This is a genomic window from Ochrobactrum sp. AP1BH01-1 (assembly GCF_018066705.1).
Lineage (GTDB): Bacteria > Pseudomonadota > Alphaproteobacteria > Rhizobiales > Rhizobiaceae > Brucella.
Genome location: NZ_JAGPOU010000003.1, coordinates 592,128 through 618,145, shown reverse-complemented (window position 1 = coordinate 618,145; position 26,018 = coordinate 592,128). Strand labels below are relative to the sequence as shown.

Here is a 26,018-nt window from a genome sequence, read left to right as displayed (position 1 = left end):
CATCGCCGGTTTGGATGCGCCAATCATTTGTTTTTACGCATTTCCGAACGCAAAACCGTTTCACGCTTTTGCCGGAAATGCTCTTTCCGTTACTTGCCTTCCCAGACGCCCTTTTCCTTCAGGCTGTCGGCAAGGTCCTTGGGGATGTAATTCTCATCGTGTTTCGCCAGCACGTTGTCGGCGCGGAAAACCCCGCCATCTCCGAAACGCCCTTCGGCGACGACGCCCTGCCCTTCGCGGAAGAGATCAGGCGGAATGCCCTCGAAAACGACCTTCACGGTCTTGATCGTATCGGTCACAGTGAAACGCAGTTCGCTGCCCTCGCGGCTCACGGACCCTTCCTCCACGAGACCGCCGAGACGGAATCGGGAGCCGGAGGCCATATCCTGTTCCGTCAGGTCGGCAGGTGTGCGGAAGAAGCGGATATCCTGACTGAAGGCCATCAGCATCAGCCCGACCGCCGCTGCCAGAACAGCCAGCGCACCGCCGATCAGAAACAGGCGCTTGCGCTTTCTCTGGCTTACGGTGCGGGCAAAATGAGCCGCTGGTTTAGTTTTGCCTGCGTTATCGTCTGCGGTCGCGCTCATTTTTGTGCGTTCCCTGCCTTTAGCTCTAGTCCAAGGCCGGCTGCGAAACTCTCAAGGTTCGTCCGGCTCTCGCCTTCGAGGGCTGTCATTCCGCGACTGAGAGCGTCAAGCGCTGCATCGCGGCGGTTGAGGATCATATAGGAGCGCACAAGGCGCTTCCAGCCTTCGACATCACCACTGTTCTGGCGAAGACTTTCATCAAGACGTTGGACCATGCCTTCGATCATCGCCTGGCGGTCTTCGGGGCTGAGCGTCGAAGCGGCATCAACGTCGTCAGCCGTCGGACCTTTCGGCTGCTGCTGACCGGCTGCGGGATCGCGAAGCCGGGCGATAGCCTGTTCGATCTGGCCGCGCCACGGCGCATCGGCAGGCGCTTTGTCAAGGAAAGCCTGCAGGCGATTGGCCGCCAAATCCATGCGACCGTCCTGCATCTCGCCTTGTGCGAGATAGAATTGCGGGCGCACGTCATTCGGTTCGAGATCGGCAGCTTTCTTGAAAAAGCCTTCGGCCTCGGCGGTGACGGTGCCGCCGGAAGCGGTTGCAAGTGCTTCACCCAGCCCCAGAACGCGCGGGAAATTCTCGCCCGCGATACGAATGGAACTGCGATAGGCATTGACGGCATCCGCAGCGCGGCCGAGCCGCAGGTAAATCGGCGCCAGCACATCCCATCCGCGCACATCGTCGGGATTCTGCGCCAGATGCGCTTCGGCGCGCGCCACCAGCTCATCGACAGAGCCACGATCCGCGCTCGCTGAAAGCCGCTCGGCGAGCGGCATGGACGGCATGTCCGGCTTGCCGAATAGCGGATAGATGCCCCAGGCGATCAATGGAACGGCGAGTACGGCCATAAAGGCCAGCAAACGGCCTGGCGCCGCCTTGCCGGCAGCTTCCACCGCCTCCTTGCCTGACTTTTCGGCATTCAAAATGCGACGTGAAATTTCGATGCGGGCCTGCTCGGCGCTCTGCGGATCGATCATGCCTCTTGCTGCGTCAGCCTCGACTTCGCGCAACTGATCCCGATAGACCTCAAGATCGTTTTTTTCCGCAGGCAGGAATGCCTGTTTGCGCCGCGTGAGAGGCAACAAAACAGCCAGAGTGGCTGCCAATGTCAATAGTGCTGCAATAAGCCAGAATCCCATGGCTACGACTTAAGCGCAGCCAAGGGAAAAACCAACCACTACCTGCAGTAAGTTGCCGCCTAGGGCAATTCGCCGCAAAGGTAAGGTTGAGGAATCAGGTCAATGGGGTCCAACTGCCGTCCGGATTGCGACATGCCGTTCCGCGCGCAGTCTGCTGCGATCCGCCGACGGTGAAGCTATGCGAATACTGACGGCAATTCTGGGAGCCGACCTGATAAGGCTGCGCCGCCGTCACATCGCCGGAATTCGATCCGCTGCCGCTCCAGGAAACAACCTTTCCGGCTGGCGAATATTCAAGCGCGCGATATTCCGCCTCCAGCGCCTTCTTGCGGTCGGCTGCATTCAGTTGATTTGCAGAGCCGCCGAGAAGACCATTGCCGAGCGGCGTCAACAGGCTGGTTTCGGGCTTCTGCGCCGCCGAGCCGCCGCCCAGCGAGCCAAGCCCGATTCCCTTGCCGCTGGTCGTGCCGCAAGCTGACAAAGCAAGCGCCACGGCAAACATCGTCGAAGCAACTGAAACCGGGTGAGACAACCTGGATACCATCACCATAACAACCAGCCTTCATAAACAATTAGCATGCACACTATAACGGCATGTGGCTTTTCAATTTATCTTCTAGTTCGCTTTCAGCCAAAAACAACCGTCAATCTTCCGTCAGGGGCAACAGGACCCGGACTTCCAGTCCACCGAACGAACTCTTGCCCAGATTCAAGCCTCCGCCATATTCGCGCACGGTGTCTTGTACGATTGCCAGCCCCAGCCCGGTTCCGGGTTTCGTTTCATCGACGCGACTGCCGCGTTTCAGCGCCGCCTCGATCTTGTCCGACGCCAGCCCCGGCCCGTCGTCTTCTATCACAATTTCGAACTGCCGTTGCTCGCCGGTAACAGGAGCGAGCCTGATATTGATGCGTTTGCGGCCCCATTTACCGGCATTCTCCAGCAGGTTGCCGACGATTTCTTCCAGATCCTCGCGCTCCCCCGCGAAAACCGCATCCGGCAAATCATTTCGGAAGGTAACGCTGAAAGCCGGATTGAGTTTGGCCGTCACCCGCTGCATACGCTCCAGAACGGGCGTTACGGGCGTGCGAAACACAACGCTGTCGCGCTGCGCGGCAATGCGCGCGCGTTGCAGATAATGCTGGATCTGCACCTGCATCGCTTCGCTTTGTTCCTGGACAATGCGCCCATGTTCGCCGCCCATGCTTCGCGCTTCATTGACCAGCACCGAAAGTGGTGTCTTGAGGGAATGGGCGAGATTGCCGACCTGCGTTCGCGACCGCTCCATGATGCGGCGGTTGTTTTCGATCAGCGCATTCATTTCCGTGGCGAGCGGCGCAATCTCGACGGGCAGCGACGCATCGAGCTTTGAGGAGCGCCCCTCGCGAATGTCGGCCAGCGACTGACGCACCTTGTCGAGCGGGCGCAGACCGAACAGGATCACGGCGGCGTTGATAAGAATGCTGCCGATGCCGAAAATCGCCAGATAGATGGCGAGGCGGGTTCTGAAATCGGATATTTCCTTGAGAACTTCGCTGAGATTTCCCATGACGCGAAAACGCGCGACGCGATTGGCGGTATCCAGAACCACTTCCGTTTCAACGATGAAAAGTTCCTCGCCGTTCAGTCCCGGCAAAGTGTAGCTGCGCATGAAGGAACTGTCGAAAGGTGCCTGCGCGACGGGCATTTCGGGCACCAGACGTCCGACGAGAGAAGGCGACTGAAGTTTTCCGGTAAGATTTGGCGTGACGGGATCGACAGACCAGTACCAGCCGGAAAGCGGACTGGAATAACGCAATTCGCCAAGCTCGGGCCGCCCCTGCAGCGTACCGTCACCGGAAATGCTGACGGCACCGACGAGGCTGAAGAGGTGGGCCGTCAGGAGCCGCTCAAAATTGCTGCGCGCCGCTTCGCCGTATAGCGAGCCGATAAAGGTCGCCACCACCACAAGGGCGACGATGACCCAGATCGTTGAGAGGGTGACGACGCGGACCGCGAGCGAACGCAGCGGAGGAAAGACGCGAAGAAGCTTCAGCTGTCGTTGCCTTTCGTTTCGCCCCCGCCTTCCGAACGGATGCGGTAGCCCATGCCGCGCACGGTCTCGATCAGGTCTACGCCCATCTTCTTGCGCAGGCGGCCGACAAAGACTTCGATCGTGTTGGAATCGCGGTCAAAATCCTGATCGTAAAGGTGCTCCACCAGTTCGGTGCGCGACACCACCTCGTCCATGTGGTGCATCAGATAGGACAAAAGCCGGTATTCGTGCGAGGTCAGCTTGAGCGCGACGCCGTTGATGCTGGCTTTCGATGTTTTCGTATCGAGATAGAGCGGCCCGCAGACAAGTTCGGACGATGCATGGCCAGCCGCACGGCGGATCAGCGCACGCAGCCGCGCCAGCACTTCCTCGATATGGAAGGGCTTGGCAACATAATCATCGGCACCCGCATCGATGCCGGCAACCTTGTCGCTCCAGCGATCACGGGCGGTGAGCATAAGAACGGGCATGGCGCGGCCGCTGCGCCGCCAGCGTTCCACAACACTGATGCCGTCCATGCGCGGCAGGCCGATATCAAGTACCACCGCATCGTAAGGCTCGGTATCGCCCAGATGATGGCCTTCTTCGCCGTCATAAGCGCGGTCGACCACGTAACCGGCAGCGGCCATCGCTTCCGCAAGCTGCCGGTTCAGGTCCTTGTCGTCTTCAACGATCAGGATACGCAAGCGGACGTTCTCCCCTCAATAAATGCAGAACAGCAACGAAAACCGTTGTTATTGAGCGGGAACAGCCACTTCAACGCGGCGCGGGCGTTCGCCATCACGGCCCGGCACCAGCACGACGATGACGCACATGGGACGACCATTTTGCGTCGTGGCGGTTGCCTTGGCCAGCTGGCCACCCTGCTGGGCAGCCACCTGTTCGCCGACCGCGGCGCAATCACCGGCGGCAGCGACAATGAGATTGGACTTCTGCGGCACCGTCATCGGCAATGCACCGGCACTGACCGGCAGCAAGCCAATACTAACCGCGAGAAGCGCGAAAACTTTGAGAGCAGGGTTCTGTTTCATCATGCCGCCTTATATAGCGCCCAACAGCTGAATGATGCATGAACAACCAAACCTCTTGCGGGCCCAAAGGAAAAATCAGCCTCTGACTATCACGGTTTGTGTAATTATGAAATGCGCGATGTTGCCCCGATGCGCCCGATAATCGTAACAATTCCGGCAATTGCGGTCGCCAGTTGCAGCAGAACATCCGTTAGCGCGCCTTGATCGATCAGATCGGTTGCCACACCGAAAACACCGGCAAGCGAGAGAAAAGCGCGACGGACCAGCCCAGACCGTGCGCGAAAGATACCATGATTTATCTGCGTTCATGTTTTTTCCTGTCAGTTGATCATTGCCGGAACGTCGAGACACGCAAAATCGCCCGGTCCGCTCTTTGCGCCGATCATTGCAACCCGAAACTGGAAAGCAGCCCCGAATGCCGCATCGCCAAGATCTGCTTGCCTTACCGCCGCGCCGTAAATCCATGAAGGCGCCAATGCCTGGCTGGCTCGCACCAGCGTGTCGTTCCGCCAGATTTCGATGCGGTAGGCCTCGCGTTCTTCGCCAAGCGGAATATCTTCGCCAAACCAGTTATCGGACCAACCGTCGGCATCGATCCGCCCACGCCTGATCCAGTTGAAGGACAGATCGTCATTCGCCAGCCGCTCCACTTTCAAATGGACGGGGCTGAGCGGACGGAAGCGACACGCTTGCTGCGCAAGCCCGCGCAGGTTTCAAACGTGCTGTCATCGCGCCGTCTTGAGCAAGATGTCCTTGCCTCTTTGTGCCGCCATTCAAATCTCCCTGAAATTTAGTCTGCCGGTTCGGTCACGGCGCGATAGCGCATGGTGCCGAGATAGCTGCCGAGCCCATCGGTATTGCGCGCCAGAACCTCGGTCAGCATCAGGTTCACGACACGATGGCCGCTGACCTCAACCGGCTTCGCGATCTTTGCGGCGATGTCCAGCACACGCTTGCGCCCGCTTTCCCTAGCCCAGATCTGGATATTGAAAAAATGCTCACCGCCCTTTTCCGTCGACGTATTCCAATCGAAACCGCAGCAGGATGCGGTGCGTCACCTCGGGTTGCGGGCGCGTGTCGAAATCCTTCTGCGATGCGGAAAGCGGCTCGGTCCGTCCCCAGACCATGCCGACATCGGACCAGTTCTCGCCGTAACCGCCCATGCCGTCCGCCACAGGCTACAGTGCTTCCAGAACCAGTTCGGATGAGCTGGCCGGATCGATGAAAAGCACGTTGTTCATAGGGACACCCGTTTCCAGCTGTCGATCATCTGGCCGATGACCGGCGGGAAAGAACGCTGCGCGGCATCCGCATCAACACCAGCGCACGATTCGTAAAGATGAGCGACAAGCGTCAGGATCGCCTGTTTCAAAGCGTCCGGCACTTCGACGCCGCTTTCCCCGAAACCGGCCACGAAATCGACTTCCAGACCTACAAATTCGGCTGCGTCGGGATACTGTGCCATATAAAGACGCTGCGGCCTGCGGCTATGATGCAGGACAAATTCTTCCGGCGAAAAACTGATCGCGGTTCCGTCCGGCCTGTAGGCCACGACAGTCGTCACCATTTTTACCGGATATTTGAACAGGGCAAGACGCCCCGAGCGCGGCCAGCGGTCAACACGCAGCCGCCAGGTCTGCTCGATCAGCGACAGTGCGGTTTCAGCTTCAATGATTTCGCGGGCTGCGGCAATGAGGCGACGCAGAATATCGTCCTCGCCGTCGGTGGAAACTCGTAAAAATGCGCGCACGTCGGCTACCGTCACCGGCTCCAGCGCCGGTGGCGTGACAAGAAACATTGTCATGGACTTCCCTCTAAATGATAACTTTCAAATCAGATAGTTAAACACGAACTCCACATGGAGCTTCCCTTGCTTTGGAGCGGGAAACTACCTGCCAAAACCGGCAGGGCAGCCCGGTAATCTACTGCAAAAACTGACAGCTTCAGGCTGCCAGTTCCGTCAGACGGTGAATTTCAGGAGCTTAATGGCCTCGAAATCCTGCACGCCGCCGCCGACGCGCTTGGTCATATAGAAGAGCACATAGGGTTTGGCGGAATAAGGATCGCGCAGCACACGCACGCCAATACGATCCACCACCAGATAACCGCGTCCGAAATCGCCGGCAAGCGAACGGGTAAAAGCGCCCGTTCGATCACGTCATTGCCGAGATCGGACAGGCCGGAGATGTTTGCATAGCTGGAAAAGCTGCCGTCCAGCTCCACATCCTCGATGGCAAGCGCGGCTTGTTTCGTTTCCAGTCGCATATCATGCATCGCCATTCTCTCTCCTTTCCTCCGGCAGAATGCCCGGTATCGGAGCCTGTTTCAGCCGCTCGGAAAAGCGCTTGAAGATGCCGAGCGCCGACCAGGCGGCAAGGCTTGCGGCTGCCGATCCCATGAGAATCAGTTCCGCTCGCCCGAGTAATCCGCCGAGAGCCAGGGTTTCGGAAATCTTGACCCCTGCCGCACCGCCGAAAATCATGCCGCAGATGATGCCGACCGCGAAACGGATCGCCGCTTCGCGCTTTCCGTGCGGCATCATATAGGCGAGCGAGACGGCGGAGCCTGCCACCGCGCCCGCCACCTTGGCGAACCAGATCCAGGCCGCTTCCGAAGCGAATACTGCATCGTTGAGGTTGCTCATAACAGTCTCCCTGCTGAATGCGGCTAATAGCCCACTGCATCCCGTTTTTCGTCGGTGAGAAACGATGCCTCGGAAATGCGCCGCCACAGCGATTCCCGCTCGGATGACAGCCCTTCCACGCGGTCGATATCGTGCTCAAGCCGCAGATCGTCGCCGAAATGCGGGCCGCCATCCGGAGAACGCCTTTGCGGTGCGCCCAATCAGCGGCAATACTGTCAGCCGGTAGAAGGCGCGGTTTTCCTCCGCATAATTGGCATAGGTATTATCGCCCGGAATACCGAGCAGCATGGCGGCACACCGAAGGCAAGCGCGATGTCGCGGGCGGCTCCGTTCTTTGCTTCGATGAAATCCACGTCCTGCGGGCTGTAGCCCATCGCCTTCCAGTCCAGGCCGCCTTCCAGAAGCAGCGGACGGCCCGCGCCGGATTGTCGAGAAGCGCCTTGTTCCACGCGCCAGCCGCATTGTGGAGATCGAGCGCCATCAGGGCCGCTTCCAGCGGCGGAAATCCGTAATGATCGTCCAGCAGACGAAACAGCTGGAGCTGCAAGGCAGCCGCGCCGTCACTTCCAAGCGAAAGCCGTCTCGCCGCCTTGCCGGAGCGATAAACCAGCGCCTGCGGCCAGCCATCCGCATCCGTTATGATGCTGACCCGTTCCGGGCGCAAAAGATGCAGTTCCATGCGGCCGCTCGGCAGATCAAGACGTTCGACATAGGCATTGCCGGAAATCAGAAGATGCCCGTATAGCGGCTCGAAAAATGTCGTTCCGTCCAACCCGCATTGAGGGCGGGCAACAGGCTCAAGCAGCGAATGCGTTTCGTGTTCGGTCGCGCCTGCATAAAGCAGCCACGGCACATTGCTTGCCGCTTCCGCAATCATGCGCACGCAGCGATGGGCGACCGGATTGCGCATGAAGCCCTCACGCGCCAGCGAGGTATAATCCCGCGCAATCCACGATGCGCCGTGATCCATATGCAGCGCGACAAATCCGTTCGCCATTTTCGAGCGGGAACCGCCCGGCATGGCGGATGCGGCCCTGCTCGTAGAGCGCAGCCACCGGCTCCGCCCGCAGAAACTTGCCCCGCGAGGCGTGGCGTTTGAGCACCGGCACGCTTGCATCTTCCGCCGCCAGCACCGCCGCCACCATCTCGCCGCCCTGATTGACCTCCGCAATAATCGCATCGGCCTGATGCGCGTGGAAAAGCGCAATGGCCTTCCGCGCCCATTGGTGCGGCTTGGCGGCGTTCATGCTGGCATCGGCAAGCACATGGCCGCTTCCTTCATTGTCGATGCCGGCAACGACAATGCCGCAGGCATCCGACGCCTTGCCGGACGAGGCAGGCGGGTCGATCGCCACAACGATACGAGCCAGTTCCGGGGCTCTCGCCTCGAAACACCGCTCGATGAGGTCGCGCGACCACAGGGCATCGGCGCGTTCCTCGATCAATTCGCCGTCGAGTTCCTGCCGTCCCAAACGCGTCCCGCCATAGCGGTCGTTGATCGCCTGCATGAAGCCTTGCGCCAGATTGTCGGCGTTTTCTTCCGTCCGCATATGGGTCATCGAAACCGAACCATCACGGACCAGAGCTTTCAGGAGCGGAACCGCGCGCGGGGTTGTGGTCACGACCTGTCTCGGAAAAGCGCCAAGACGCAGGCCGAATTGCAGCATGTCCCAGGTTTCCTGCGGGTTTTTCCATTTCGCCAGTTCGTCGCACCATGCAGCATCGAACTGGGGACCGCGCAGGCTGTCGGGATCTTCGGAAGAATAAACCGACGCCACCGCACCGTTCTCCCATAAAAGCCTGCGGCGTGTCGCTTCATAGCGCGGGCGCGCCAGCCGCGACACCGCCAGAATGCCGGACGGCCCGTCCACCATCACCTCGCGTGCATCGCTCAGGGTTTCGCCCACCGGCGCGATGTGCCCGCAGGCTACCTTGGCAAAGGGCGGCAGTCCCAGCGCTATGCCGGACGCCCATTCCGCCCCTGCCCGCGTCTTGCCGGAGCCGCGACCGCCCATGATAAGCCATGTGCGCCATTCGCCATAAGGCGGCAACTGGGCGTCACGCGCCTGAAACAGCCACTCCGCCTCGGCTGCTTCCATTTGCTGCGGCGTCAGGCCTGCCGTCCAAGATCTGCCGCGCCCGACTTTCTGCAAGTTCGTTTATCCTCCTGCTTATACGCGCCAGCGCCCTGCGCGTGTCGCCCAACGAAGCAGCCGCGCGACCGGCGGGCAACGGACCGGCCGGCTTGTCCTCGGCGCTCAGTTCGCCGACAGACCTGACCGCGCGGGCAAGCGCCATCAGCGCTTCCGACTTGCTCTTGTCCGGCAGGTCCTCGCTGTCGAGCAACCGTTTCAGTTCTGCCTGAAGTCGCTCCAGAATTGCATCGCCTGTCTTCATCCGCGAATCCGGCGCTGCGGTTGAACAGGCCAGGTTCAGGCGATGCAGACGGTTGAGATACTGGCTTATCGAAACAGAGAGCAACGCCGCCATATCCGCGGGGTCAATGCCATGTGCAATCTGCAATTGATGCGCCAGACGGATGTGGGCTTCGCCCCGTGACATGTTTTCCACAATTTTAGGATGTATATTCACAATCTTTGCAATTGCTGCAAAAGACATAACCCTGAAAAGCAGCTATGGCTCCTCAGGGTTATGCACACCGGTATCTGCCGGGGGTAATATAGCAAAACCGGCGACGGTCACACTTTGTCGACCGTAGATAAAACCTAACAAAGCACCGTCACGCAGTCAAGGACTATTTTCCTATTATTTGATTTTTTTCCTATAATGAAAAAGCTGCCAGCGCTTTAACCATTTCGCATGAGCTGTGGCTTACTTATCTGCTATGATGGACAGGCAAGCTCCATCTGTCCGCGAAACCAACCGCGCCGAAGTCAGTGAATGCGTAAGACGGCAGAAAAAGATCCCGGAAGCCAAAAGCGCAAGCCGTTCAGGGTTTCGCGCCTGATCGGGCTCGACGCGTGGATCGATTCCACCCTCTACAGCCTGCGCTATAATCTCGGCGAGTGGTGGGAAAACATCACCATCTTCTCCCGGCGTTTTCGCGTGCGGGGTTTCCGGCGTTTCGTCGTCGAGGTTCTCGACGAGGGATTTACGCTCGGGGTTGCCGGAGCGGTGCTGATGCTGGTGCTGGCACTGCCCGCCTTCGAGGAAACCAAGAAGGACTGGCGCGCGCAGGACGACTATGCCGTCACCTTCCTCGATCGCTACGGCAATGAGATCGGCCAGCGCGGCATCCTGCATCGTCAGGCCGTGCCGATCGATGAATTGCCGGATCATGTCATCAAGGCCGTGCTCGGCACGGAGGACCGGCGCTTCTTCGATCATTACGGCATCGACTTCTGGGGCCTGACCCGCGCGTTAAGCCAGAACATGCGCGCCAATGGCGTCGTCCAGGGCGGCTCGACCATCACCCAGCAGCTTGCCAAGAACCTCTTCCTCTCCAACGAGCGCACCATCGAGCGCAAGATCAAGGAAGCCTTCCTCGCGCTCTGGCTGGAAAGCAATCTCAGCAAGAAGGAAATCCTGCAGCTTTACCTCGACCGGGCCTATATGGGCGGCGGAACCTTCGGTATCGCAGCCGCTTCGGAGTTTTATTTCGGCAAGAACATCAAGGATGTCTCGCTGGCGGAAGCCGCGATGCTGGCGGGGCTGTTCAAGGCGCCTGCCAAGTTCGCGCCGCATGTCAACCTGCCCGCAGCGCGTGCGCGCGCCAATGTCGTGCTTTCCAACATGGTTGAAAGCGGTTTCCTGAGCGAGGGACAGATCGCCGTCGCGCGCCGCCATCCGGCAAGCGTCATCGACCGGGCCAAGAATGAGAGTCCCGACTATTTCCTCGACTGGGCGTTCGAGGAAGTGAAGAAGGTCGCTGCCAATATTTCCCAGCACACGCTGATCGTGCGCACGACGCTCGACCGCAATATCCAGAAGGCGGCGGAAGAATCGCTCGAATATCACCTGCGCCAGTTCGGCAAGGATTATAATGTTTCGGAAGCGGCAACCGTAGTGATCGCCAATGACGGCTCGGTCCGCGCACTCGTCGGCGGGCGGGACTATGGCGAAAGCCAGTTCAACCGTGCCACAAAGGCGTTGCGGCAGGCCGGTTCGTCCTTCAAGCCTTACGTCTATGCGGCGGCTATGGAAAAGGGGCTGACGCCTAGCACCATTGTCTCGGACGCGCCGATCAGCTGGGGCAACTGGTCACCGCGCAATTATGGCCGCAGTTTCGCGGGCCGCGTGGACCTGACGACCGCGCTTGTGCGTTCGTTGAACAGCGTGCCGGTACGGCTGGCGCGCGATTATCTGACCACCGCCCCCATCGTCGCGCTGACCAAGGCAATGGGCGTCGAATCACCAATCTCGTCGCACAAGACTATGGTGCTCGGCACTTCGGAAATGACGGTGATGGATCAGGCCACCGGCTTCAACGTGTTTCCGAATGCGGGCATGGCCGGCAATCGCCATGCCTTCACGCAGATCGTTTCGCCGGATGGCAAGGTGTTGTGGGATTTCGGTCGCGATGCGCCGAAGCCGCACAGGGCGCTATCGGAAAAGGCAGCGCTCGAAATGAACTCCATGCTGGTGCAAGTGCCCGAACGGGGCACCGGGCGCCGCGCCGCGCTGCCCATGACGCGGGTTGGCGGCAAGACCGGCACGACGCAGAATTATCGCGATGCATGGTTTGTCGGCTTCACCGGAAATTTCACGGCGGCGGTTTGGTTCGGCAACGACAATTTCACTCCGATGAAGGAAATGACCGGCGGCGTTCTGCCTGCCATGGCCTGGCAGCGGATGATGTCCTACGCGCATCAGAACATCGAACTGAAGCCCATACCGGGCGTGACGCCGCCCTTCCCCGCGCCGCCCAAGAAGAGCGAGCCGCAAGTGGCAAACGCCAAGCCGGAGGAAGCCATGGCCGCGCCGCCGCGCGTGCTCTCGCCCCTGTCGACAAAAGTCATTAAGGAGCTGCATGACCGCTTCCTTGCGGCCCCGCCTCTGCCTAAGATCGCCGGGCGCACAAAAATATCGGTACTCTGAGGGGCGATGTTCAAGACGATATTCAATACGGCGATCGTGCTTGCGCTGGCGCTCGGCGGCGGCATCTGGAGCGTCGACAAGGTGCTCGACCGGTTCGAGGGGTTCGGCGAGCTTCGCGTCGGGACCTGGAGCGCCTATCCGGCGGCGGGTACGCCGGATGCCGATCCCTATTCCAAGGCCCGCGCAGCCCGCAAAGCCTATCTGGCGCTTGGAACCGCCGAGGGCCTGCCCTTCTATGCGCGCACCGACGATAGCGGGCGCACGCTTCGGCGCGGCTGCACCTATCGCCTGAGCGGCATGACCCCGCCCGCCCGTTTCTGGACAGTCTATCCGGCCACGCCCGATCTTGAGCCGATCACGCCGCGCGAGGGATTGCTGCCAGCGCTGCATTCCCGCGAGGTGCTTTATGGCGATGACGGCAGCGTCACGATAACCATCGGCCCGGATGCCGCGCCCGGCAACTGGCTCCCCGTCGAAGGCGGCGGCGATTTCGTTCTCGTCATGACGCTCTACGACACGCCTGCGGCATCATCCTCCGGTCTTTCCGATCTGGTCATGCCGGGGTTGGTGCGCGTTGCCGGCGTAAATCCGGGAGCTTGCCGTGGCTAGAATTTTCCGCCTCGTCCTTCTCGGTATCATCGGCGCGGCGATCGTCCATATCGCGGTCCTGTTCCTCGTTCCCTTCTATTCCGACAAGAATGCCTGGTCGCGGATCGAAACCGGAAGCGAGCCATACCGTTTCCAGCGGCTGGATCATAAGACCGGCCCCGTCAGCGACAGCGACCCGCTCATACAGGAAGCCACCTGCCGCTTCGATCTTGCCGACGGCCCGGTGCACATCACGGCAGACGCAAACGTGCCTTACTGGTCTCTTTCGATCTACGCGCCCAACGGGGACAATCTCTACAGCCTCAACGACAGCGTTTCCAATGAACGCAAGCTCGATCTTATCCTTGCCGATCCCATCGGCATGGCCAGTCTTCGCTCGGATGGCCTTCGCTCCGATGGTTCGCAGGCCGATGCACATTCGATCCTGATCGAGCAGAATATCGGTGAGGGTGTCGCCGTGCTGCGCGCCTTCGTGCCCGATGCGACCTGGAACAGGCAAGTGCAGGGCTTCTTTACCGAAGCGCGGTGCGCGCCGTTTGAGGGACTCTGACCCAGCCGCAACCAAATGCTGTTTCTTTATGGCACGGTTAATGAGTTGCTAAGGCTTCAACGCTACTATCGGGAACACCGACCCATGCGGGGTGCATTTCGTGCAGGCCAGCTGCTGCTGGATGCGTGATCTGCGATTGGGCGGGTGAGTTGGGTGCCTACCGGAGTATTCTGCGTGACAAATGATCAGTTCCGCGCCCTGGAGGATATTTCAGGCCACCGGAGCCCGTCGGATTCAAAAGCGGGGAGAGCCAAGGCGGACGACCTTCTGGCGGCCGCGATTTCGGCATTTGCGGGCATCATGCGTCCCGGACGGCAGGATATGCAGCAGCTCGAAGATCTTGCCATGCCGCTTCTGCAATGCGCTTCCACCCGCGGCAAGCGCCATGCAGCCAATGCGCTGGCCCAACTGGAAGACGCGCCGCGCCGCCTCATTCTCGCGCTCGCCGACCAGCCCGTGGAAATCTCCGCGCCCATTCTCCTGCGCTCGCCCCTTCTGCGCCCTTCCGACCTGATCGAGATCATCGGCAAGAACGGTCTTGCTCATGCGCGCGCCATTGCGCGGCGCCAATCGGGGGATGTGCTTCTGCAAGGCGTGTTGCGCAGTTTCGCCGATCCGGTCATCGACCGCACGCTGGCGCTTCAGGAAAACCTCGCCAATATCGAGGCTGAGCCGCTTGAAAAACCGGATGTGCCAGACCTGTCCACCGCCAAAATACCCCTGATGAAAGAGGGCAGTTCGGAGCGGCTGGCGCGCGCGCTGCAACAGCCTTTCTACGAAACAGGTGCCGCCACCGGCTCGCAGCATCTCATCGATACCGCCCTTCTGATCGACGGCCAGTTCTTTCGCAACGCACTGGCCGATGCGCTCGACCTTTCGTTCGAGCGGGCCGATGCGATTATCGGCCAGTGGCCGGATTCGCACCTGCCGATTGCGCTCAAGGCGCTCGGATTGTCGCCAGCGGAATGCTATCTCACCATGACGGCCATTCTCGGCCCGATCGACACCAATCGCGACAGCCTGCGTGAGTTCGTCCACATCTACCGTTCCATCGACCGCGAAAAGGCGATGGCGCTCGTGCGGCGCTGGAAGGCTGAAGACATGTCGGCCATGCTGCGCGGCAAATTGCGCGAAATGGCGGAAGCAGGGGACGACACCCCGCTTGTGGATGCGGCCAATTCCGATCATCCGTCGCAGCAGCGTTTGGTAAAATAGAACCGTCAGCTAGACGCTTCCCCGTCCTGCGAAATCGAAAAGAACGCCGATGCGTCGGCAATATCTTCCAGTTCGACCAGCCAGAGGTCGGGGTCGAAACGCGTTTCCCGCGCCATGCGGTCACTTGCCGCCAAGTCATCCGCGTCATGAAGAATGCGCAGGAACATGCGCTCTCCATCGTTATCCTCGTCATAGGAGGTTTGCGGCGCAGGCGAATATAAGTCGCATGTGCCGAAGCGCGAGCTTACCTTGATGAAGATCGCACCCGCTTCCGGCGAACCGCGACGGGCGAGATAGGCAAAGCCGCCCTCGCCCTGCACCTTGCGGATCAGGGCGGAAACCCAGAAATCGGATGTCAGGCGCATCGCGAAACCATCAGCTTATCAGGCCGATCTCGCGCATCTTGGCGATGAGCGTTCCATCGATTTCGCCGGTCACGGGCAAGCTGAACAGTTTCTGGAATTCGCGCACGGCTTCCTGCGTCGACTTGCCCGGCTGCCCGTTCACCGGCACCGTGTCATTGCCGAATGCCTTCAGCCCGGCCTGCACGCGGATAATATCCTGCGAACTCACTTTTCCCGATTGTATGGCGGGCGTTGCCGCAACCTGCTTTTTGGCGGCCGGTTTTTCATAGGAAGCAAGGTCAGGCTTCGGCTTTGAAACTGTTTCCGATTTCAAAACGGCAGGCTGCGGACGCGGCGATGGAACCGCGACCTCGATGGCTTTTGCCACCTCATCCTGAACCGGATTGCGCTTCTGCGTGTCAGCCAGCATTTGTGGAGGGATGTTGGCCTCCTGCACGCCGAGCTTTTGCTGCAAGGCGCGCCAGCGTTCCACCGCTTCGCGGGTCTGCGGCCCGGTAAAACCGTCCACCGGCCCCTTGTAAATTCCGAGCGTCGAAAGCCGATGCTGCAGCCGCGCGATCTCCAGATCGGCATTGGGCGCAAGTGCTGGCAGCATATCGTCCACCGATGCGCTCATATTCAGCCGGTCAGCCGACAGGCTGGCGGTTTCAGGCGCCGGTGCGGTCTCGCTTTTCGCGGTTTCAACCGGTTTGGGGGCGTTGTCGCTCGCCGCCGCCGTTCCCGGCAACACCTCGCGCGGGGTTGGCTTGAACACGAAATCCGGCCTGGTGCGGAAGAACACGGCGTTGTGCGCCTCCGGCTGATACCAGAGCGCATTGGCCGAAACGAAACTCATGACCACCAGAAATGCGGTTGCCCCGCCGGTCAGGACGGGGTTGCGCGCAATGAAATCTCCGGCGGCGATTGCAAGCGCCGAGGCCGACGTGAAGAAGAAATGGAGGAGCCGCGATCCGAGACTACGCCGTTTTGCGGGCTTGCGCATTTTTCTGCTCCCGGATTTCGTCGTTCTGCCAGTCATGCTGCCTTTCTCCCTGGTGACGGTGCATGTCGATCACCGTGCCAAGCTCCTGATGTTCGTCTTCTCCCATGACAAATTGCGGCCCCGACACCGGAAGGCGGACCGTGACGATCGTGCCTTCGCCGGGGCAGCTTTTCAGTTGCATCGTTCCCTGATGCAGTTCCACCAACCCCTTGACCACCGAAAGGCCAAGGCCGCTTCCTTCCTGCGCGCGCGCATAATCGTTGTTGGCGCGCACGAATGGCGTGCCGATGCGCTGCATGTCTTCCGGCTCGATGCCGATGCCCGTATCCGACACGCTGAATTCCAGCATTGCACGGCCTTCAGCCATCACGCGCGCCGCATCGATGGTGACGCAGCCGCCGCTTTGCGTGAACTTGACCGCATTTCCGGCGAGGTTGAGCAATATCTGCTGGACGGCGCGGCGGTCGGCCACCAGTTCGCCAACGCCGTTGCCGACGCGGTGGCAGAAGGCGACGCCTTTCTTTTCAGCCAGCGGCAGCATGACGGCGGTGCACATTTCGGCTGCTTCGCGGAAAGCGAGCGTCTGCGGATCAATGCTGTAATTGCCGGTTTCCAGACGCGAATTGTCGAGAACGGCGTTCACAAGCTCCAGCAGATAATGGCCGGACTGGTGGATGAGGCCAGCATATTCGCGCTGCTTTTCATTGGCCAGCTTGCCGCCCATTTCATGCGACAGCATGTCGGAAAAGCCGATGATGGAATTGAGCGGCGTGCGCAGCTCATGGCTGACGGCTGCGAGCAGACGGCCCTTGCCGATGCGCTCCGATTCCAGTTCCGCTTTCAGCGTGGCGATTTCTTCCAGAAGCTTCTGCTCGCCTTCCAGCGAACGGCCGATCAGCGTGATGGCGCGAGCGCTTGCCGCACCTTCGAGCCGATAGGCGCGGAAGACGGTCTCGCCATTTTCGATGGAGCGCAGGCGCACGTCGATCTTGCGCACCGTGGCACCGGCGCGCAGATCGGCCAGAAGCGAAAGATATTCAACGCGGTCGGCCACATGCACGCGGTCGATCAGGGCAGTGCCCTCCAGCATTTTCGGCTGCACGCCCAGAAGCCTCGCAGAGTTCGCATCGACCGAAGACACTACGCCATCCGCATCGAGGCAGAACTGCACGTCACCGGCAGCAACCGCGATCTGCGGTGCGCCGACCTTGATCTCGGCAGGCCGGGCGGCGCTCACAAAGCCACGCGCGACAAGGCTTGCGGCATAAAGGACAAGAACCGCGACAGACACATAGCTGCCGCCGGAAACAGCGCCGCCGCTTGCAGTCGCAAGGAAACCCAGAATGATCGCGGCGAAAGCAGCGCCTGCGGCGGCAGCGCCCGGCTTGCGGGTTGCAAACCAGATCTCAAGCGGCAGAGCTGCCGCCATCAGCCACAGGACCGCATTGCCATGCGAAAAGGCGCCAAGGGCAGCAAGACCCGCGCCATAGGCAGCGAAGTTCAGGCCAGCCAGAACGGGCGCAGCGACGCCCATCAGCGACAGCGCGCACAGGATCATGGCCACGCCTGCAAAGCTGGCGGCGAGAATCGCAAATTCCGTGAATCCCGGCGTCACGCCGGAGCCAAGCACCGCAGCACAAAGCAGGACCGGCACGGTGACGACCGAGCCGATGACACGTATGGAGGCCGCGTCGGGCGTGGATACCCAGCGGCGGCAGAAACGTTCGTAAAAACGGCTGATCGCCTGCACATTCATGCGGACGGATTCGGCTGTTTTCAAAAGAATGGCGTTCAACGTGCCCTACTCACTCAATACTCTTGCATGGTCTGAACCGGAAAACCGTGCGCCGTGGCGACGCTCTTCCAGCCAGCAACAGATTGCAGCCGAGGCTTTAAAGAAACGATAAAGCGGAGCCAACCAAAGCGGATAAGTGAGACGCCGGGTCTGCTTTTCTGTCTATGGTAAACAGAGAGTAGCAATCGACGAGACGCCACTGCCGCCTGCGTGCAATTTAGCGTTCAAACCGGATGGTTACGGAATCTTTTCAAATTCATCCGACATTGACGCGTACATATCGCAACAGAAGCAAGGCAATGATCCGTTTTCTCCTCAAATCCGCATTCTGGCTGACGCTGGCATTCCTTGTCATGCCGCGCATCTTCTCCGCGGATGAGCAGAACAAGCCGCAGGAGAAACCCGCCATCGCCGAAACGAAGCAGGAACCGGATTCCATCGGCCAGCTTCTCGCCAATGGCAAAACCGCCGTGGAGCTGGGCAAGCTTTGCATCGACAACCCGTCTTTTTGCCCGAACGGAACCTCGCTCATTTCCAGCGCCGGAAGCGGACTTCTGGAAGGAAGCCGTGTTGCGCTCGAATATCTGAGCGACCGCTTCGGCACCAAGCCGCAACCGCCCGCGAAAGCGGAACCCGCCGCATCCGAACCCGCGCAGGCCGCAACCGGCATTCCCATCCCGACATCGCGGGAAGAAGCCCTTCGCGCACTGGATCGTCGCGCGACTGGCGCGATTGGGCGTTAGTCATCATGCTCCAGGCTTTTGTTCGAGCATGATTTTATCTGATCGCAGCAGGATCAGAAATCAGTCCAGTGGACTGATTTCCCTGCGTAGGCGGTTCCCACTTTTCGGAATCATGGTTCAGGCTTTTGTTTGAGCATGATTTTACCCGAAAACCGGTTCCCACTTTTCGGAATCATGCTCTGGTTTTCCGTGACCTCGCCACGTTTCATGACTATATAAGCGGCAAGAAACTTCTTTCAGGCGAGTACAATGACCACGACCATCGATAGCATCATGTCCGATTTCGAATTTCTCGACGATTGGGAAGACCGCTATCGCTATGTCATCGATCTCGGCAAGGAACTGCCGCCCTATCCCGACGATGCGCGCGATGCGGAGCACAAGGTGCAGGGCTGTGTCAGCCAGGTCTGGCTGAAGACGCTGCCGCAAGGCGGTAGCGATCCGGTCATCGAGTTTCTCGGCGATTCCGATGCGCATATCGTGCGCGGCCTTGTGGCCATTGTGCTGGCGCTTTATTCGGGCCGCAAGGCTTCGGAAATCCTGACGATAGACCCCGAAGCCATTTTGAAAAAGCTCGGCCTCGACGAGCACCTCACCCCGCAGCGCGCCAATGGCCTGCGTTCCATGGTTGCGCGCATCCGCCGGGAAGCGGAACTGGCGAAAGAATCAGCCTAGCAGTTTTTCCACCGACAAGGCTGCGGCCAGCAGCCTTTTGTCCGTGCTGCCGCGCGCGGTGAGCATGAAGCCGGTCGGCAGCACCATGCCCGGCATGGGCAAGGTGATGCTGCACAGGTCGAACTGGTTGCCGACTTGTGTATCCCGCAAAAGCAGCCCCTCAACTCGATCATACTCGGCCTCGTCATTACTGACCGAGGCAATCGTCGGCGCAACGATGGGCGTAGCGGGCGTCACGAACATGTCGAACCGGCTCAAACGCTCGTCCATTTTCCGCACCAGCGCTGCCCGCGTTTCCATGATCCCGCCATAGGTTTCCATCGGCACCTTGACCCGGACAGAGAGCGGGCGCTTCACGCGGATATCGACATTGGCATCGGGATCACCAAGCCATGTCGACGCATGAACATGGCTTGCCTCAATGCCGGCGATGGAGCCGACGCTGGTTGCCTCACGCAGGCGCTGGATCAGGTCGTCGACTTCCAGATCGGCAATGACAGCGCCCGCTTTTTCAAGAAGCGCGACGGTGGCCGCGAAATGCTTTACCACATCCGGCTCCATATCGGCCAGAAGATAGCCCTTCGGCAGCGCGACGCGCAGACCTTTCAGCGGCAGGGCTTCAGGCAGGACCGGCGTTTCGCCCGCCATGATCGCGTCCGTCAGAATGGCGTCGGCGACGGTTCTGGTCAACGGGCCGACGGAATCAAGCGATGGCGCCAGCGGAAAAGCACCGTCGAGCGGAATGCGCCGGGCTGTCGGCTTGAAGCCGACAAGGCCGTTCAGCGCCGCCGGGATACGCACCGACCCGCCCGTATCCGAACCGATGGCAATCTCGCTCGTGCCTTCCGCAGCCGAGACTGCCGCACCCGAGGACGAGCCGCCCGGAATGCGCGTCGGGTCAATGGCATTGCCCGGCTCGCCATAATGCGGATTGAGGCCGACCGGCGTGAAGGCAAATTCCGTCATATGGGTTTTGCCGACAATGACCGCGCCCGCCTCGCGCAGACGGCGGACAATCGTTGCATCCTGCGTCGCAGGTACCGCATCACGGCGGATAACCGAGCCTGCGAGCGTCGGTTCTCCGGCAACATCGAAGAGATCCTTGATCGAAACGATGCGCCCGTCGAGGGGGCCGATAGTGCGTCCGTCGCGCAGGCGCGCATCGGCCGCATCCGCCTCGGCACGCGCCTGCTGCGTGTAAACCTTGCTGAAAACGCACTCGTTCCCTGCCCGCGCTTCCAGCCGCGACAGGATGCTTTCCAGCCGATCCCGTACCGAATTCATTTGATTTCTCCCCACTTCCCCATCAGGCCTGCCAGGCTTGTTTGGGACACAGGCGATAGACCCGACCCAATGGAGTGTCAATGAGGGAGATGGCTTCACGTCTTCTGCGGCTGCATCCGGGGGCGATAGTCGTCAGTTCCCCAATGCAGGGCAACACCTCCCCGCTTCCTTTCGAGTTGCGGATTATAGTGCCGGTGCAGTGCAGCCAGGCCGGCCTTGAGCAGCATCTTGGCCGAACGCGCGGGCCATTGCCGCTCGCGCTCCACGGTTTCAAGACCTTTCAGGAAGCAGCAGACATCAACCAGAACACCGTTCAGTTCCGGCCCGACCGCCTCCAGCGCCCGCTCGACCCGGACGCGGCTGGCAAGCGCAATATCCGTCAGTTCGGCCATGCCGCCCGGCCCGCTCGCCCTGCTCCTGACGCTTTTGTCCCAACGCATCGTGATGGAAGGCATGAGCGATCCGCGCGTGAAGTCGGCACGCAGCCGCTCGCCTGCAAGAAATTCGTCCTCAGAAATGAAGGAAGAACCGCTCGCGGTCTTGCGCCGGTAGAGCATGGCCAGCGGCGACTCTTCCGGATTGATCTCGACCTTCTCGCCCTGCTCATACTCGACCGTGAGTGTGGCCCTCGCCGGAACGGGCAGCGGCCCGGCGTCCGCCTTCAAGCGTTTGGCAGCCCGCTGCGCGGGCACAAGACGTTCGCCCTCCCACCGCAGCAATCCCCTTTGATGCATGGCCTTCAGTTCGGCCCGGCTAGCCGCGATGGTGCCGTGATCCGCCGCCAGCAATACATGCGTGGCGCGAACCGAATCCTGGACCTCGCAGGCCCCGCCCTTCAAAAAGCGTATGATTCTCGCTTCGGACACTGACAGTTGGGTGGTCATGCCGCCATCCTCCACTCCGCGAAAGCACTTTGCGCAATGCGCTCGAAGGTCGAGACGATTGCATCAAATTCGGTATCGTCGCGCATGTCTTCCACCAGATGGCAGGCGTGCATTACCGTGGTGCGGTCCCGGGCAAAGCCCACGGCCACATCCCGCATGGCGAGGCCGAAAGCCGTATGCGCGACATACATGCCGATCTGCCGCACGCGCGCGACCTCGCGCCTGCAACGCAAGGGAGAGCGCAACTCGGTGCCGGAAACCCCAAACATGGCTACGAGCAAATCAATCAGGGCCTCGCACAGCGCTACATTGCGCCGCTGCCGCAACCGGTCGGACGAGCCCTCCTCCATTGCGAGGCTAAGGTCGCGACCATGCCTTGCTGCCAGCAGCTTCAATGCTTCGAAAGCTTCCGCCCGCGTGTGAATGACATCCGATAGTTCCAAAGACATTCATCTTCCCTCGCCAGAATAGGAATATCTTCTTATACAAAGGAAAATGCAAGAGTGGATAAGTTTTGTAGAATGGATTGCGCTACACGGTTGATACCGACACTTCAAAGATAGGCTAAAGCCTTGTAACCATGGCATTAACGCGCGGCGAAAGAGTGCGGCTGCCAGCTATTTTACAGAAAACTTCGCAAAAATCTAGGAATATTATCCAACGCCATCTTGCAAGGCTCATGCTCGTTCACACCGAGAAATGAGGATTGTGACGATGGAAGCGGATCTCAAGCACGCCCGCAAATTATTCTTTGCCCGACAAAAAGAGAATCAAATGACTGCGGCGCAACGCCTTGCCTTGCAGATCATCGCCGGTATCGATCTGGATGAGGTTCTCAAAGCATCGCAGGAAGAAAAGGAACAGACCAAGCGGCGCCTGACGCGCCTCATGGAAAGGGAACGGCTGAAAGGAATGTGCGGCCACTGGAGTTATGACCTGAACCGGCACATCGCACTGAAACAGGCTTTCGACCGGATTGGCTGATGAAGACGAGCCTTTCGGGAAAAACGGCCACAAGCAAAATGGCCGTTATCGTTAAGCTTTCGCTTCCCGATAACGACCATTTCAACAAATGCTTACGAATAGATGCGGTAAAGCGCAGTGCGCTCTAAAGTCAGAGCGCTCAGGCTTCCTTCGGCTTGCGGCCGAGGCCCATCTTCTTCGCCAGCCGCGAACGGGCAGCAGCGTAGTTAGGAGCGACCATCGGATAGTTCGGGTCGAGATCCCACTTTTCGCGGTACTGTTCCGGCGTCATGTTGTAATGGGTCATGAGGTGACGCTTCAGCGACTTGAACTTCTTGCCGTCTTCGAGGCAGATGATGTAGTCGTCATGAACCGATTTCTTCGGATTGACGGCAGGCTTCGGCTTCTCAACAACGACAGGAGCTTCCTCGCGTTCGACGTGACGCTTGAACGCGGCATGTACTTCGGCGATCAGCAGCGGCAATTCGCCAGCGCGAATCGAATTATTGCCGACATATGCAGCCACAACATCTGCAGTAAGGCTCAGAAGCAGCTCTGCGCTCTCGTCGTGCGTGTCCAGATTTTCCATCATATTTCCTTTTTTACTTCTTATTGTTGCGCAATCGACGACTGGAGATCCCCGCCTTTCATCGCCGTTACGTATTCCAACTCTACCCCATCCATTCCCGACTGCGAATATCAGTTGATAATGTCATTTGCAATAGAATTGTCAAACCACATTACATTAATAACAAGTCATTCTTCTTAATTCGTCAAATACAAAAATTCGGAACCCAACCGCGCCAACCTATGGAAACTTTGAATCACAATGTGTTGGCGTTGCCGCCCCTGTCATTTATTACAGGATTTGGGTGAAGCCGCAGTTCACTGCCGCGCTTCCATTAATTTGCCCAGCTATCGTTAGCAATAGTTTTCTCCCTCAAGTTTTCTTGTACGCGACTCAAGACTAATTGCCTCCCGCAGCGTAGCTTTTGGACGCGGAATCGGGCCTCAAAATGGCATTGTTCAAATATATTTCAACGGATTGAACTCGCTTTCGCCCTTTCGGCCAACTATATAAATATCCCCATCACCCGCTGGTGGTCTGATTCCAACATTTGCATTCCCGGTTCAAGCGCTGAGCAAATGTCGGTATTCAAAAGACCACCAGGAAGTATATGTATCTAGTGGATTTTTCAAATTTGACGTTTGAAACGGCATCTATGCCAGCTGGAATTCAAACGTCAAATTCTATCTACTAGCACGGCTTACCGGCCTTGCAGCAAATCGAAACAGTTTTCATCGGAATTGTGGATGTCTCAAAGCTCCTTGCAACTTCAACCGCCGCACGCAACCAAACATCCGGTCAGCGATACCCGTCACGGCATCACCCGCACCGACGATTATGCTTGGCTGCGCGCAGATAACTGGCAGGAGGTATTCAAGGACCCCTCGGTTCTCTCCGCCGAGATCCGCGCCCATCTGGAAGCGGAAAACGCCTATCAGGCAGCACTGATGAAGGACACGGAAGCGCTGCAAAAAAGCCTGTTTGCCGAAATGCGCGGGCGGATCAAGGAAGACGATTCATCCGTTCCTTCCAAGGATGGCCCTTATGCATATGGCGTGTCCTACCGCACCGGCGGCGAGCAGCCCTATTTCATCCGCACGCCGCGCGACGGGGGAACAGAAACCATCCTTCTCGACGGCGACGCGGAAGGCAAGGACAAGGCATATTTCCGCCTCGCCTCCGCCGACCATGCGCCAGATCACAAGCTTTTGATCTGGGGCTATGACGACAAGGGATCGGAATTCTACAAGCTCAAGGTCCGCGACCTGTCATCGATGAAAGACCTTGAGGACATCGTTACCGATACGAATGGCGGCGGCGCGTGGGATGCGCAAAGCGAAGGCTTCTTCTATACGCGCCTCGATGAAAACCATCGGCCATCCAAGGTCTTCTATCACAAGATCGGCACGGCGCAGTCGGACGACCGCCTGATCTATGAGGAGAAAGACCCGGGCTTTTTCCTTGGCGTCGGCGGTTCGGCGCTGGACGACTATATCTTCATCGATATTCACGACCACGAGACCTCGGAGTGCTGGCTGCTTCCCGCCAGCGACCCGGCGGCAAAGCCGCAGCTCGTCATGAAGCGCAAGACCGGCACGGAATATGACATCGCGCCGGGCGGCGATGTCTTCTACATCCTGACCAATGCCGATGGCGCCAAGGATTTCAAGATCTGCCAGGCGCCCGCCAGCGCTCCGCAGCCGGAAAACTGGGTGGAGGTCGTGGCGGAAAAGCCGGGACGGCTGATCCTGTCGCACTCGGCCTACAGGCATCACCTGGTCTGGCTGGAACGCGACAACGGCCTGCCGCGCATCGTGATCCGCGATCGCGAGACCGGCGAGGAACACGCCATCGCCTTCGACGAGGAAGCCTATTCGCTCGGCCTGCATGGCAGCGCCGAATATGATACGGACGTCATCCGCTTCTCCTATTCGTCCATGACGACGCCGGAACAGCTTTTCGACTACAATATGCGTACGCGCGAGCGGAAGCTGTTGAAGACGCAGGAAGTTCCGTCCGGCCACAATGTGCAGGATTACGTCACGCGCCGCGTCTTCGCGAAGGCATCGGATGGCGAACTGGTGCCGGTCTCGCTACTCTATCACAAGGACACCCGGCTCGACGGCTCTGCGCCGTGCCTGCTTTATGGCTATGGTTCCTACGGCATCACAATTCCGGCAAGCTTCAGCACCTCGCGGCTGTCGCTTGTGGATCGCGGCTTCGTCTATGCCATCGCCCATATCCGCGGCGGCAAGGACAAGGGTTTTGCATGGTACGAAAACGGCAAGCGCGACAAGAAGGTCAACACCTTCACCGATTTCATCGCCGCCGCAAGGCACCTCGTTGCCGAAGGCTTCACCAGCCATGACCGCATCGTCGCCCATGGCGGTTCGGCAGGCGGGATGCTGATGGGTGCGATTGCGAACATGGCCCCCGACGCCTTTGGCGGCATCATTGCCGAGGTGCCGTTTGTCGACGTGCTGAACACGATGCTGGACGACACGCTGCCGCTGACCCCGCCGGAATGGCCCGAATGGGGCAACCCGATCACTTCGGAGGCGGATTACAGGACGATTGCGGGCTATTCGCCCTATGACAATGTCAGCCGTCAGGCCTACCCGGCCATTCTGGCGGTGGCGGGGCTTACCGATCCGCGTGTTACTTATTGGGAGCCCGCCAAATGGGTCGCCCGGCTGCGTGAACTGAAGACCGACGACCATCCGGTCCTGTTCCGCATCAATATGGATGCAGGCCATGCCGGAGCCTCGGGCCGTTTCTCACGGCTGGAAGAAGTTGCCTATACTTACGCTTTCGCGCTCAAGGTGACAGGCAGGGCTTGCGACACGCTCTGATTGCAGATAAGGTATCGCACCCGGGTTTTAAGGGTGCGATA

Annotated in this window: 27 protein-coding genes and 6 pseudogenes; 8 read left to right on the top strand and 25 right to left on the bottom strand. The window is 59.5% G+C overall.

Going from position 1 to position 26,018, the window contains the following annotated elements; genetic code table 11:
- Positions 1–89: 89 nt before the first annotated feature.
- From ccmE to J9800_RS13530, 18 genes and pseudogenes are all read right to left on the bottom strand, one after another.
- Entirely contained in the window at positions 90–587 is a 498-nt protein-coding gene (ccmE, locus tag J9800_RS13610) for a cytochrome c maturation protein CcmE (RefSeq protein ID WP_121983065.1), read from the bottom strand.
- Positions 584–1,726, bottom strand: coding sequence for a c-type cytochrome biogenesis protein CcmI (gene ccmI, locus J9800_RS13605; protein WP_121983066.1), 1,143 nt, complete (start codon positions 1,724–1,726; stop codon positions 584–586). Before ccmI ends, ccmE begins: the two co-directional genes overlap by 4 nt.
- Before the next feature lie 94 nt (positions 1,727–1,820).
- Entirely contained in the window at positions 1,821–2,276 is a 456-nt protein-coding gene (locus tag J9800_RS13600; protein ID WP_121983067.1) for an RT0821/Lpp0805 family surface protein, read from the bottom strand.
- A gap of 94 nt (positions 2,277–2,370) precedes the next feature.
- Positions 2,371–3,669: an ATP-binding protein gene (locus tag J9800_RS13595; protein WP_210845870.1), complete on the bottom strand. Its 1,299-nt coding sequence runs from the start codon at positions 3,667–3,669 to the stop codon at positions 2,371–2,373.
- A gap of 86 nt (positions 3,670–3,755) precedes the next feature.
- Positions 3,756–4,445 carry a response regulator transcription factor gene (locus J9800_RS13590; RefSeq protein WP_025091278.1) on the bottom strand — a complete coding sequence of 230 codons (690 nt, stop codon included), beginning with the start codon at positions 4,443–4,445 and terminating at the stop codon, positions 3,756–3,758.
- A 48-nt stretch (positions 4,446–4,493) separates the two neighbouring features.
- The gene (locus J9800_RS13585) at positions 4,494–4,790 is read right to left on the bottom strand and encodes a hypothetical protein (protein ID WP_121983069.1); all 297 of its coding nucleotides are present in this window, start codon (positions 4,788–4,790) and stop codon (positions 4,494–4,496) included.
- A 104-nt stretch (positions 4,791–4,894) separates the two neighbouring features.
- A pseudogene (locus J9800_RS13580) lies at positions 4,895–5,099 on the bottom strand (hypothetical protein).
- Positions 5,100–5,110: 11 nt separating this feature from the next.
- The gene (locus J9800_RS13575) at positions 5,111–5,446 is read right to left on the bottom strand and encodes a hypothetical protein (RefSeq protein WP_428980600.1); all 336 of its coding nucleotides are present in this window, start codon (positions 5,444–5,446) and stop codon (positions 5,111–5,113) included.
- A 23-nt stretch (positions 5,447–5,469) separates the two neighbouring features.
- Positions 5,470–5,563, bottom strand: a pseudogene (locus tag J9800_RS13570) (phage major tail protein, TP901-1 family); the annotation flags it as partial.
- Positions 5,564–5,580: 17 nt separating this feature from the next.
- Positions 5,581–5,820, bottom strand: a pseudogene (gp17, locus tag J9800_RS13565) (tail completion protein gp17); the annotation flags it as partial.
- Positions 5,819–6,031, bottom strand: a pseudogene (locus J9800_RS13560) (head-tail adaptor protein); the annotation flags it as partial. The pseudogenes J9800_RS13560 and gp17, both read right to left, overlap by 2 nt.
- Positions 6,028–6,594 (bottom strand): head-tail connector protein, encoded by a 567-nt coding sequence (locus J9800_RS13555; protein ID WP_122066676.1) that lies wholly within the window; start codon positions 6,592–6,594, stop codon positions 6,028–6,030. The gene J9800_RS13555 and the pseudogene J9800_RS13560, both read right to left, overlap by 4 nt.
- Before the next feature lie 156 nt (positions 6,595–6,750).
- Positions 6,751–6,912: pseudogene (locus J9800_RS13550) on the bottom strand (phage major capsid protein); the annotation flags it as partial.
- A gap of 144 nt (positions 6,913–7,056) precedes the next feature.
- On the bottom strand, positions 7,057–7,434 hold the full coding sequence (locus J9800_RS13545; protein WP_121983072.1) for a DUF6107 family protein: 378 nt from the start codon (positions 7,432–7,434) through the stop codon (positions 7,057–7,059).
- Between the two features lie 23 nt (positions 7,435–7,457).
- The gene (locus tag J9800_RS22220) at positions 7,458–7,634 is read right to left on the bottom strand and encodes a hypothetical protein (protein ID WP_208851939.1); all 177 of its coding nucleotides are present in this window, start codon (positions 7,632–7,634) and stop codon (positions 7,458–7,460) included.
- A 15-nt stretch (positions 7,635–7,649) separates the two neighbouring features.
- Positions 7,650–8,311, bottom strand: a pseudogene (locus J9800_RS13540) (phage portal protein).
- 40 nt (positions 8,312–8,351) lie between these two features.
- Complete coding sequence (locus J9800_RS13535) at positions 8,352–9,533, bottom strand: DNA-packaging protein (RefSeq protein ID WP_121983073.1); 1,182 nt, start codon at positions 9,531–9,533, stop codon at positions 8,352–8,354.
- Positions 9,493–9,996 (bottom strand): hypothetical protein, encoded by a 504-nt coding sequence (locus tag J9800_RS13530; RefSeq protein WP_121983115.1) that lies wholly within the window; start codon positions 9,994–9,996, stop codon positions 9,493–9,495. The genes J9800_RS13535 and J9800_RS13530 overlap by 41 nt, the downstream gene beginning before the upstream one ends.
- Before the next feature lie 339 nt (positions 9,997–10,335).
- Between J9800_RS13530 and J9800_RS13525 the strand changes: the two genes are divergently transcribed.
- The 4 genes from J9800_RS13525 to J9800_RS13510 all read left to right on the top strand — a co-directional run bounded on the left by J9800_RS13525 (position 10,336) and on the right by J9800_RS13510 (position 14,866).
- On the top strand, positions 10,336–12,492 hold the full coding sequence (locus tag J9800_RS13525) for a penicillin-binding protein 1A (RefSeq protein WP_121983074.1): 2,157 nt from the start codon (positions 10,336–10,338) through the stop codon (positions 12,490–12,492).
- Between the two features lie 6 nt (positions 12,493–12,498).
- Entirely contained in the window at positions 12,499–13,101 is a 603-nt protein-coding gene (locus J9800_RS13520; RefSeq protein ID WP_121983075.1) for a DUF1214 domain-containing protein, read from the top strand.
- Positions 13,094–13,651, top strand: coding sequence for a DUF1254 domain-containing protein (locus J9800_RS13515; protein ID WP_121986783.1), 558 nt, complete (start codon positions 13,094–13,096; stop codon positions 13,649–13,651). The genes J9800_RS13520 and J9800_RS13515 overlap by 8 nt, the downstream gene beginning before the upstream one ends.
- A gap of 174 nt (positions 13,652–13,825) precedes the next feature.
- Positions 13,826–14,866, top strand: coding sequence for a DUF2336 domain-containing protein (locus tag J9800_RS13510; RefSeq protein WP_151682609.1), 1,041 nt, complete (start codon positions 13,826–13,828; stop codon positions 14,864–14,866).
- Between the two features lie 5 nt (positions 14,867–14,871).
- Here J9800_RS13510 and J9800_RS13505 read toward each other — a convergent pair whose 3' ends face one another.
- From J9800_RS13505 to J9800_RS13495, 3 genes are read right to left on the bottom strand one after another with little or no spacing between them, the layout of a single operon-like run.
- Positions 14,872–15,231: a DUF1491 family protein gene (locus J9800_RS13505; RefSeq protein ID WP_121986785.1), complete on the bottom strand. Its 360-nt coding sequence runs from the start codon at positions 15,229–15,231 to the stop codon at positions 14,872–14,874.
- A 10-nt stretch (positions 15,232–15,241) separates the two neighbouring features.
- Entirely contained in the window at positions 15,242–16,213 is a 972-nt protein-coding gene (locus J9800_RS13500; RefSeq protein WP_121986786.1) for a peptidoglycan-binding domain-containing protein, read from the bottom strand.
- Positions 16,188–18,008, bottom strand: a complete 1,821-nt coding sequence (locus J9800_RS13495; protein ID WP_210845848.1) for a sensor histidine kinase — start codon at positions 18,006–18,008, stop codon at positions 16,188–16,190. Before J9800_RS13495 ends, J9800_RS13500 begins: the two co-directional genes overlap by 26 nt.
- A 299-nt stretch (positions 18,009–18,307) precedes the next feature.
- Here J9800_RS13495 and J9800_RS13490 point away from each other — a divergent pair, with 299 nt between their 5' ends.
- Together J9800_RS13490 and J9800_RS13485 are read left to right on the top strand one after the other, a co-directional pair.
- A complete protein-coding gene (locus J9800_RS13490) occupies positions 18,308–18,751 on the top strand; it encodes a hypothetical protein (protein WP_210845847.1) in 444 nt (147 codons plus the stop codon).
- Between the two features lie 249 nt (positions 18,752–19,000).
- Positions 19,001–19,426: a SufE family protein gene (locus J9800_RS13485; RefSeq protein ID WP_121983082.1), complete on the top strand. Its 426-nt coding sequence runs from the start codon at positions 19,001–19,003 to the stop codon at positions 19,424–19,426.
- On the opposite strand, the gene J9800_RS13480 is transcribed toward J9800_RS13485, so the two are convergent.
- The 3 genes from J9800_RS13480 to J9800_RS13470 all read right to left on the bottom strand — a co-directional run bounded on the left by J9800_RS13480 (position 19,418) and on the right by J9800_RS13470 (position 22,037).
- Positions 19,418–20,710 carry an amidase gene (locus J9800_RS13480; protein WP_121986788.1) on the bottom strand — a complete coding sequence of 431 codons (1,293 nt, stop codon included), beginning with the start codon at positions 20,708–20,710 and terminating at the stop codon, positions 19,418–19,420. The genes J9800_RS13485 and J9800_RS13480 overlap by 9 nt on opposite strands.
- Positions 20,711–20,805: 95 nt before the next feature.
- Entirely contained in the window at positions 20,806–21,594 is a 789-nt protein-coding gene (locus J9800_RS13475; protein WP_210845846.1) for a DUF6456 domain-containing protein, read from the bottom strand.
- Complete coding sequence (locus tag J9800_RS13470; protein ID WP_121983116.1) at positions 21,591–22,037, bottom strand: helix-turn-helix domain-containing protein; 447 nt, start codon at positions 22,035–22,037, stop codon at positions 21,591–21,593. Before J9800_RS13470 ends, J9800_RS13475 begins: the two co-directional genes overlap by 4 nt.
- A 271-nt stretch (positions 22,038–22,308) precedes the next feature.
- Between J9800_RS13470 and J9800_RS13465 the strand changes: the two genes are divergently transcribed.
- Positions 22,309–22,578 carry a cytoplasmic protein gene (locus J9800_RS13465; RefSeq protein ID WP_121983085.1) on the top strand — a complete coding sequence of 90 codons (270 nt, stop codon included), beginning with the start codon at positions 22,309–22,311 and terminating at the stop codon, positions 22,576–22,578.
- A gap of 139 nt (positions 22,579–22,717) precedes the next feature.
- On the opposite strand, the gene J9800_RS13460 is transcribed toward J9800_RS13465, so the two are convergent.
- Positions 22,718–23,146, bottom strand: a complete 429-nt coding sequence (locus J9800_RS13460) for a Ros/MucR family transcriptional regulator (protein WP_006466324.1) — start codon at positions 23,144–23,146, stop codon at positions 22,718–22,720.
- A gap of 725 nt (positions 23,147–23,871) precedes the next feature.
- Between J9800_RS13460 and J9800_RS13455 the strand changes: the two genes are divergently transcribed.
- Positions 23,872–25,977, top strand: a complete 2,106-nt coding sequence (locus J9800_RS13455) for a S9 family peptidase (RefSeq protein ID WP_210845845.1) — start codon at positions 23,872–23,874, stop codon at positions 25,975–25,977.
- Positions 25,978–26,018 lie beyond the last annotated feature (41 nt).

Bases quoted from the DNA above. Each gene is read 5' to 3' on its own strand.
- J9800_RS13485 (WP_121983082.1), top strand. From the start codon at position 19,001: ATGACCACGACCATCGATAGCATCATGTCCGATTTCGAATTTCTCGAC.
- ccmE (WP_121983065.1), bottom strand. From the start codon at position 587: ATGAGCGCGACCGCAGACGATAACGCAGGCAAAACTAAACCAGCGGCT.
- J9800_RS13455 (WP_210845845.1), top strand. From the start codon at position 23,872: ATGTCTCAAAGCTCCTTGCAACTTCAACCGCCGCACGCAACCAAACAT.
- J9800_RS13505 (WP_121986785.1), bottom strand. From the start codon at position 15,231: ATGCGCCTGACATCCGATTTCTGGGTTTCCGCCCTGATCCGCAAGGTG.
- J9800_RS13460 (WP_006466324.1), bottom strand. From the start codon at position 23,146: ATGGAAAATCTGGACACGCACGACGAGAGCGCAGAGCTGCTTCTGAGC.
- ccmI (WP_121983066.1), bottom strand. From the start codon at position 1,726: ATGGGATTCTGGCTTATTGCAGCACTATTGACATTGGCAGCCACTCTG.
- J9800_RS13465 (WP_121983085.1), top strand. From the start codon at position 22,309: ATGGAAGCGGATCTCAAGCACGCCCGCAAATTATTCTTTGCCCGACAA.
- J9800_RS13530 (WP_121983115.1), bottom strand. From the start codon at position 9,996: ATGTCACGGGGCGAAGCCCACATCCGTCTGGCGCATCAATTGCAGATT.
- J9800_RS13480 (WP_121986788.1), bottom strand. From the start codon at position 20,710: ATGAATTCGGTACGGGATCGGCTGGAAAGCATCCTGTCGCGGCTGGAA.
- J9800_RS13585 (WP_121983069.1), bottom strand. From the start codon at position 4,790: ATGAAACAGAACCCTGCTCTCAAAGTTTTCGCGCTTCTCGCGGTTAGT.
- J9800_RS13490 (WP_210845847.1), top strand. From the start codon at position 18,308: ATGATCCGTTTTCTCCTCAAATCCGCATTCTGGCTGACGCTGGCATTC.
- J9800_RS13520 (WP_121983075.1), top strand. From the start codon at position 12,499: ATGTTCAAGACGATATTCAATACGGCGATCGTGCTTGCGCTGGCGCTC.
- J9800_RS13545 (WP_121983072.1), bottom strand. From the start codon at position 7,434: ATGAGCAACCTCAACGATGCAGTATTCGCTTCGGAAGCGGCCTGGATC.
- J9800_RS13535 (WP_121983073.1), bottom strand. From the start codon at position 9,533: ATGGAAGCAGCCGAGGCGGAGTGGCTGTTTCAGGCGCGTGACGCCCAG.
- J9800_RS13555 (WP_122066676.1), bottom strand. From the start codon at position 6,594: ATGACAATGTTTCTTGTCACGCCACCGGCGCTGGAGCCGGTGACGGTA.
- J9800_RS13525 (WP_121983074.1), top strand. From the start codon at position 10,336: ATGCGTAAGACGGCAGAAAAAGATCCCGGAAGCCAAAAGCGCAAGCCG.
- J9800_RS13475 (WP_210845846.1), bottom strand. From the start codon at position 21,594: ATGACCACCCAACTGTCAGTGTCCGAAGCGAGAATCATACGCTTTTTG.
- J9800_RS13600 (WP_121983067.1), bottom strand. From the start codon at position 2,276: ATGGTGATGGTATCCAGGTTGTCTCACCCGGTTTCAGTTGCTTCGACG.
- J9800_RS13500 (WP_121986786.1), bottom strand. From the start codon at position 16,213: ATGCGCAAGCCCGCAAAACGGCGTAGTCTCGGATCGCGGCTCCTCCAT.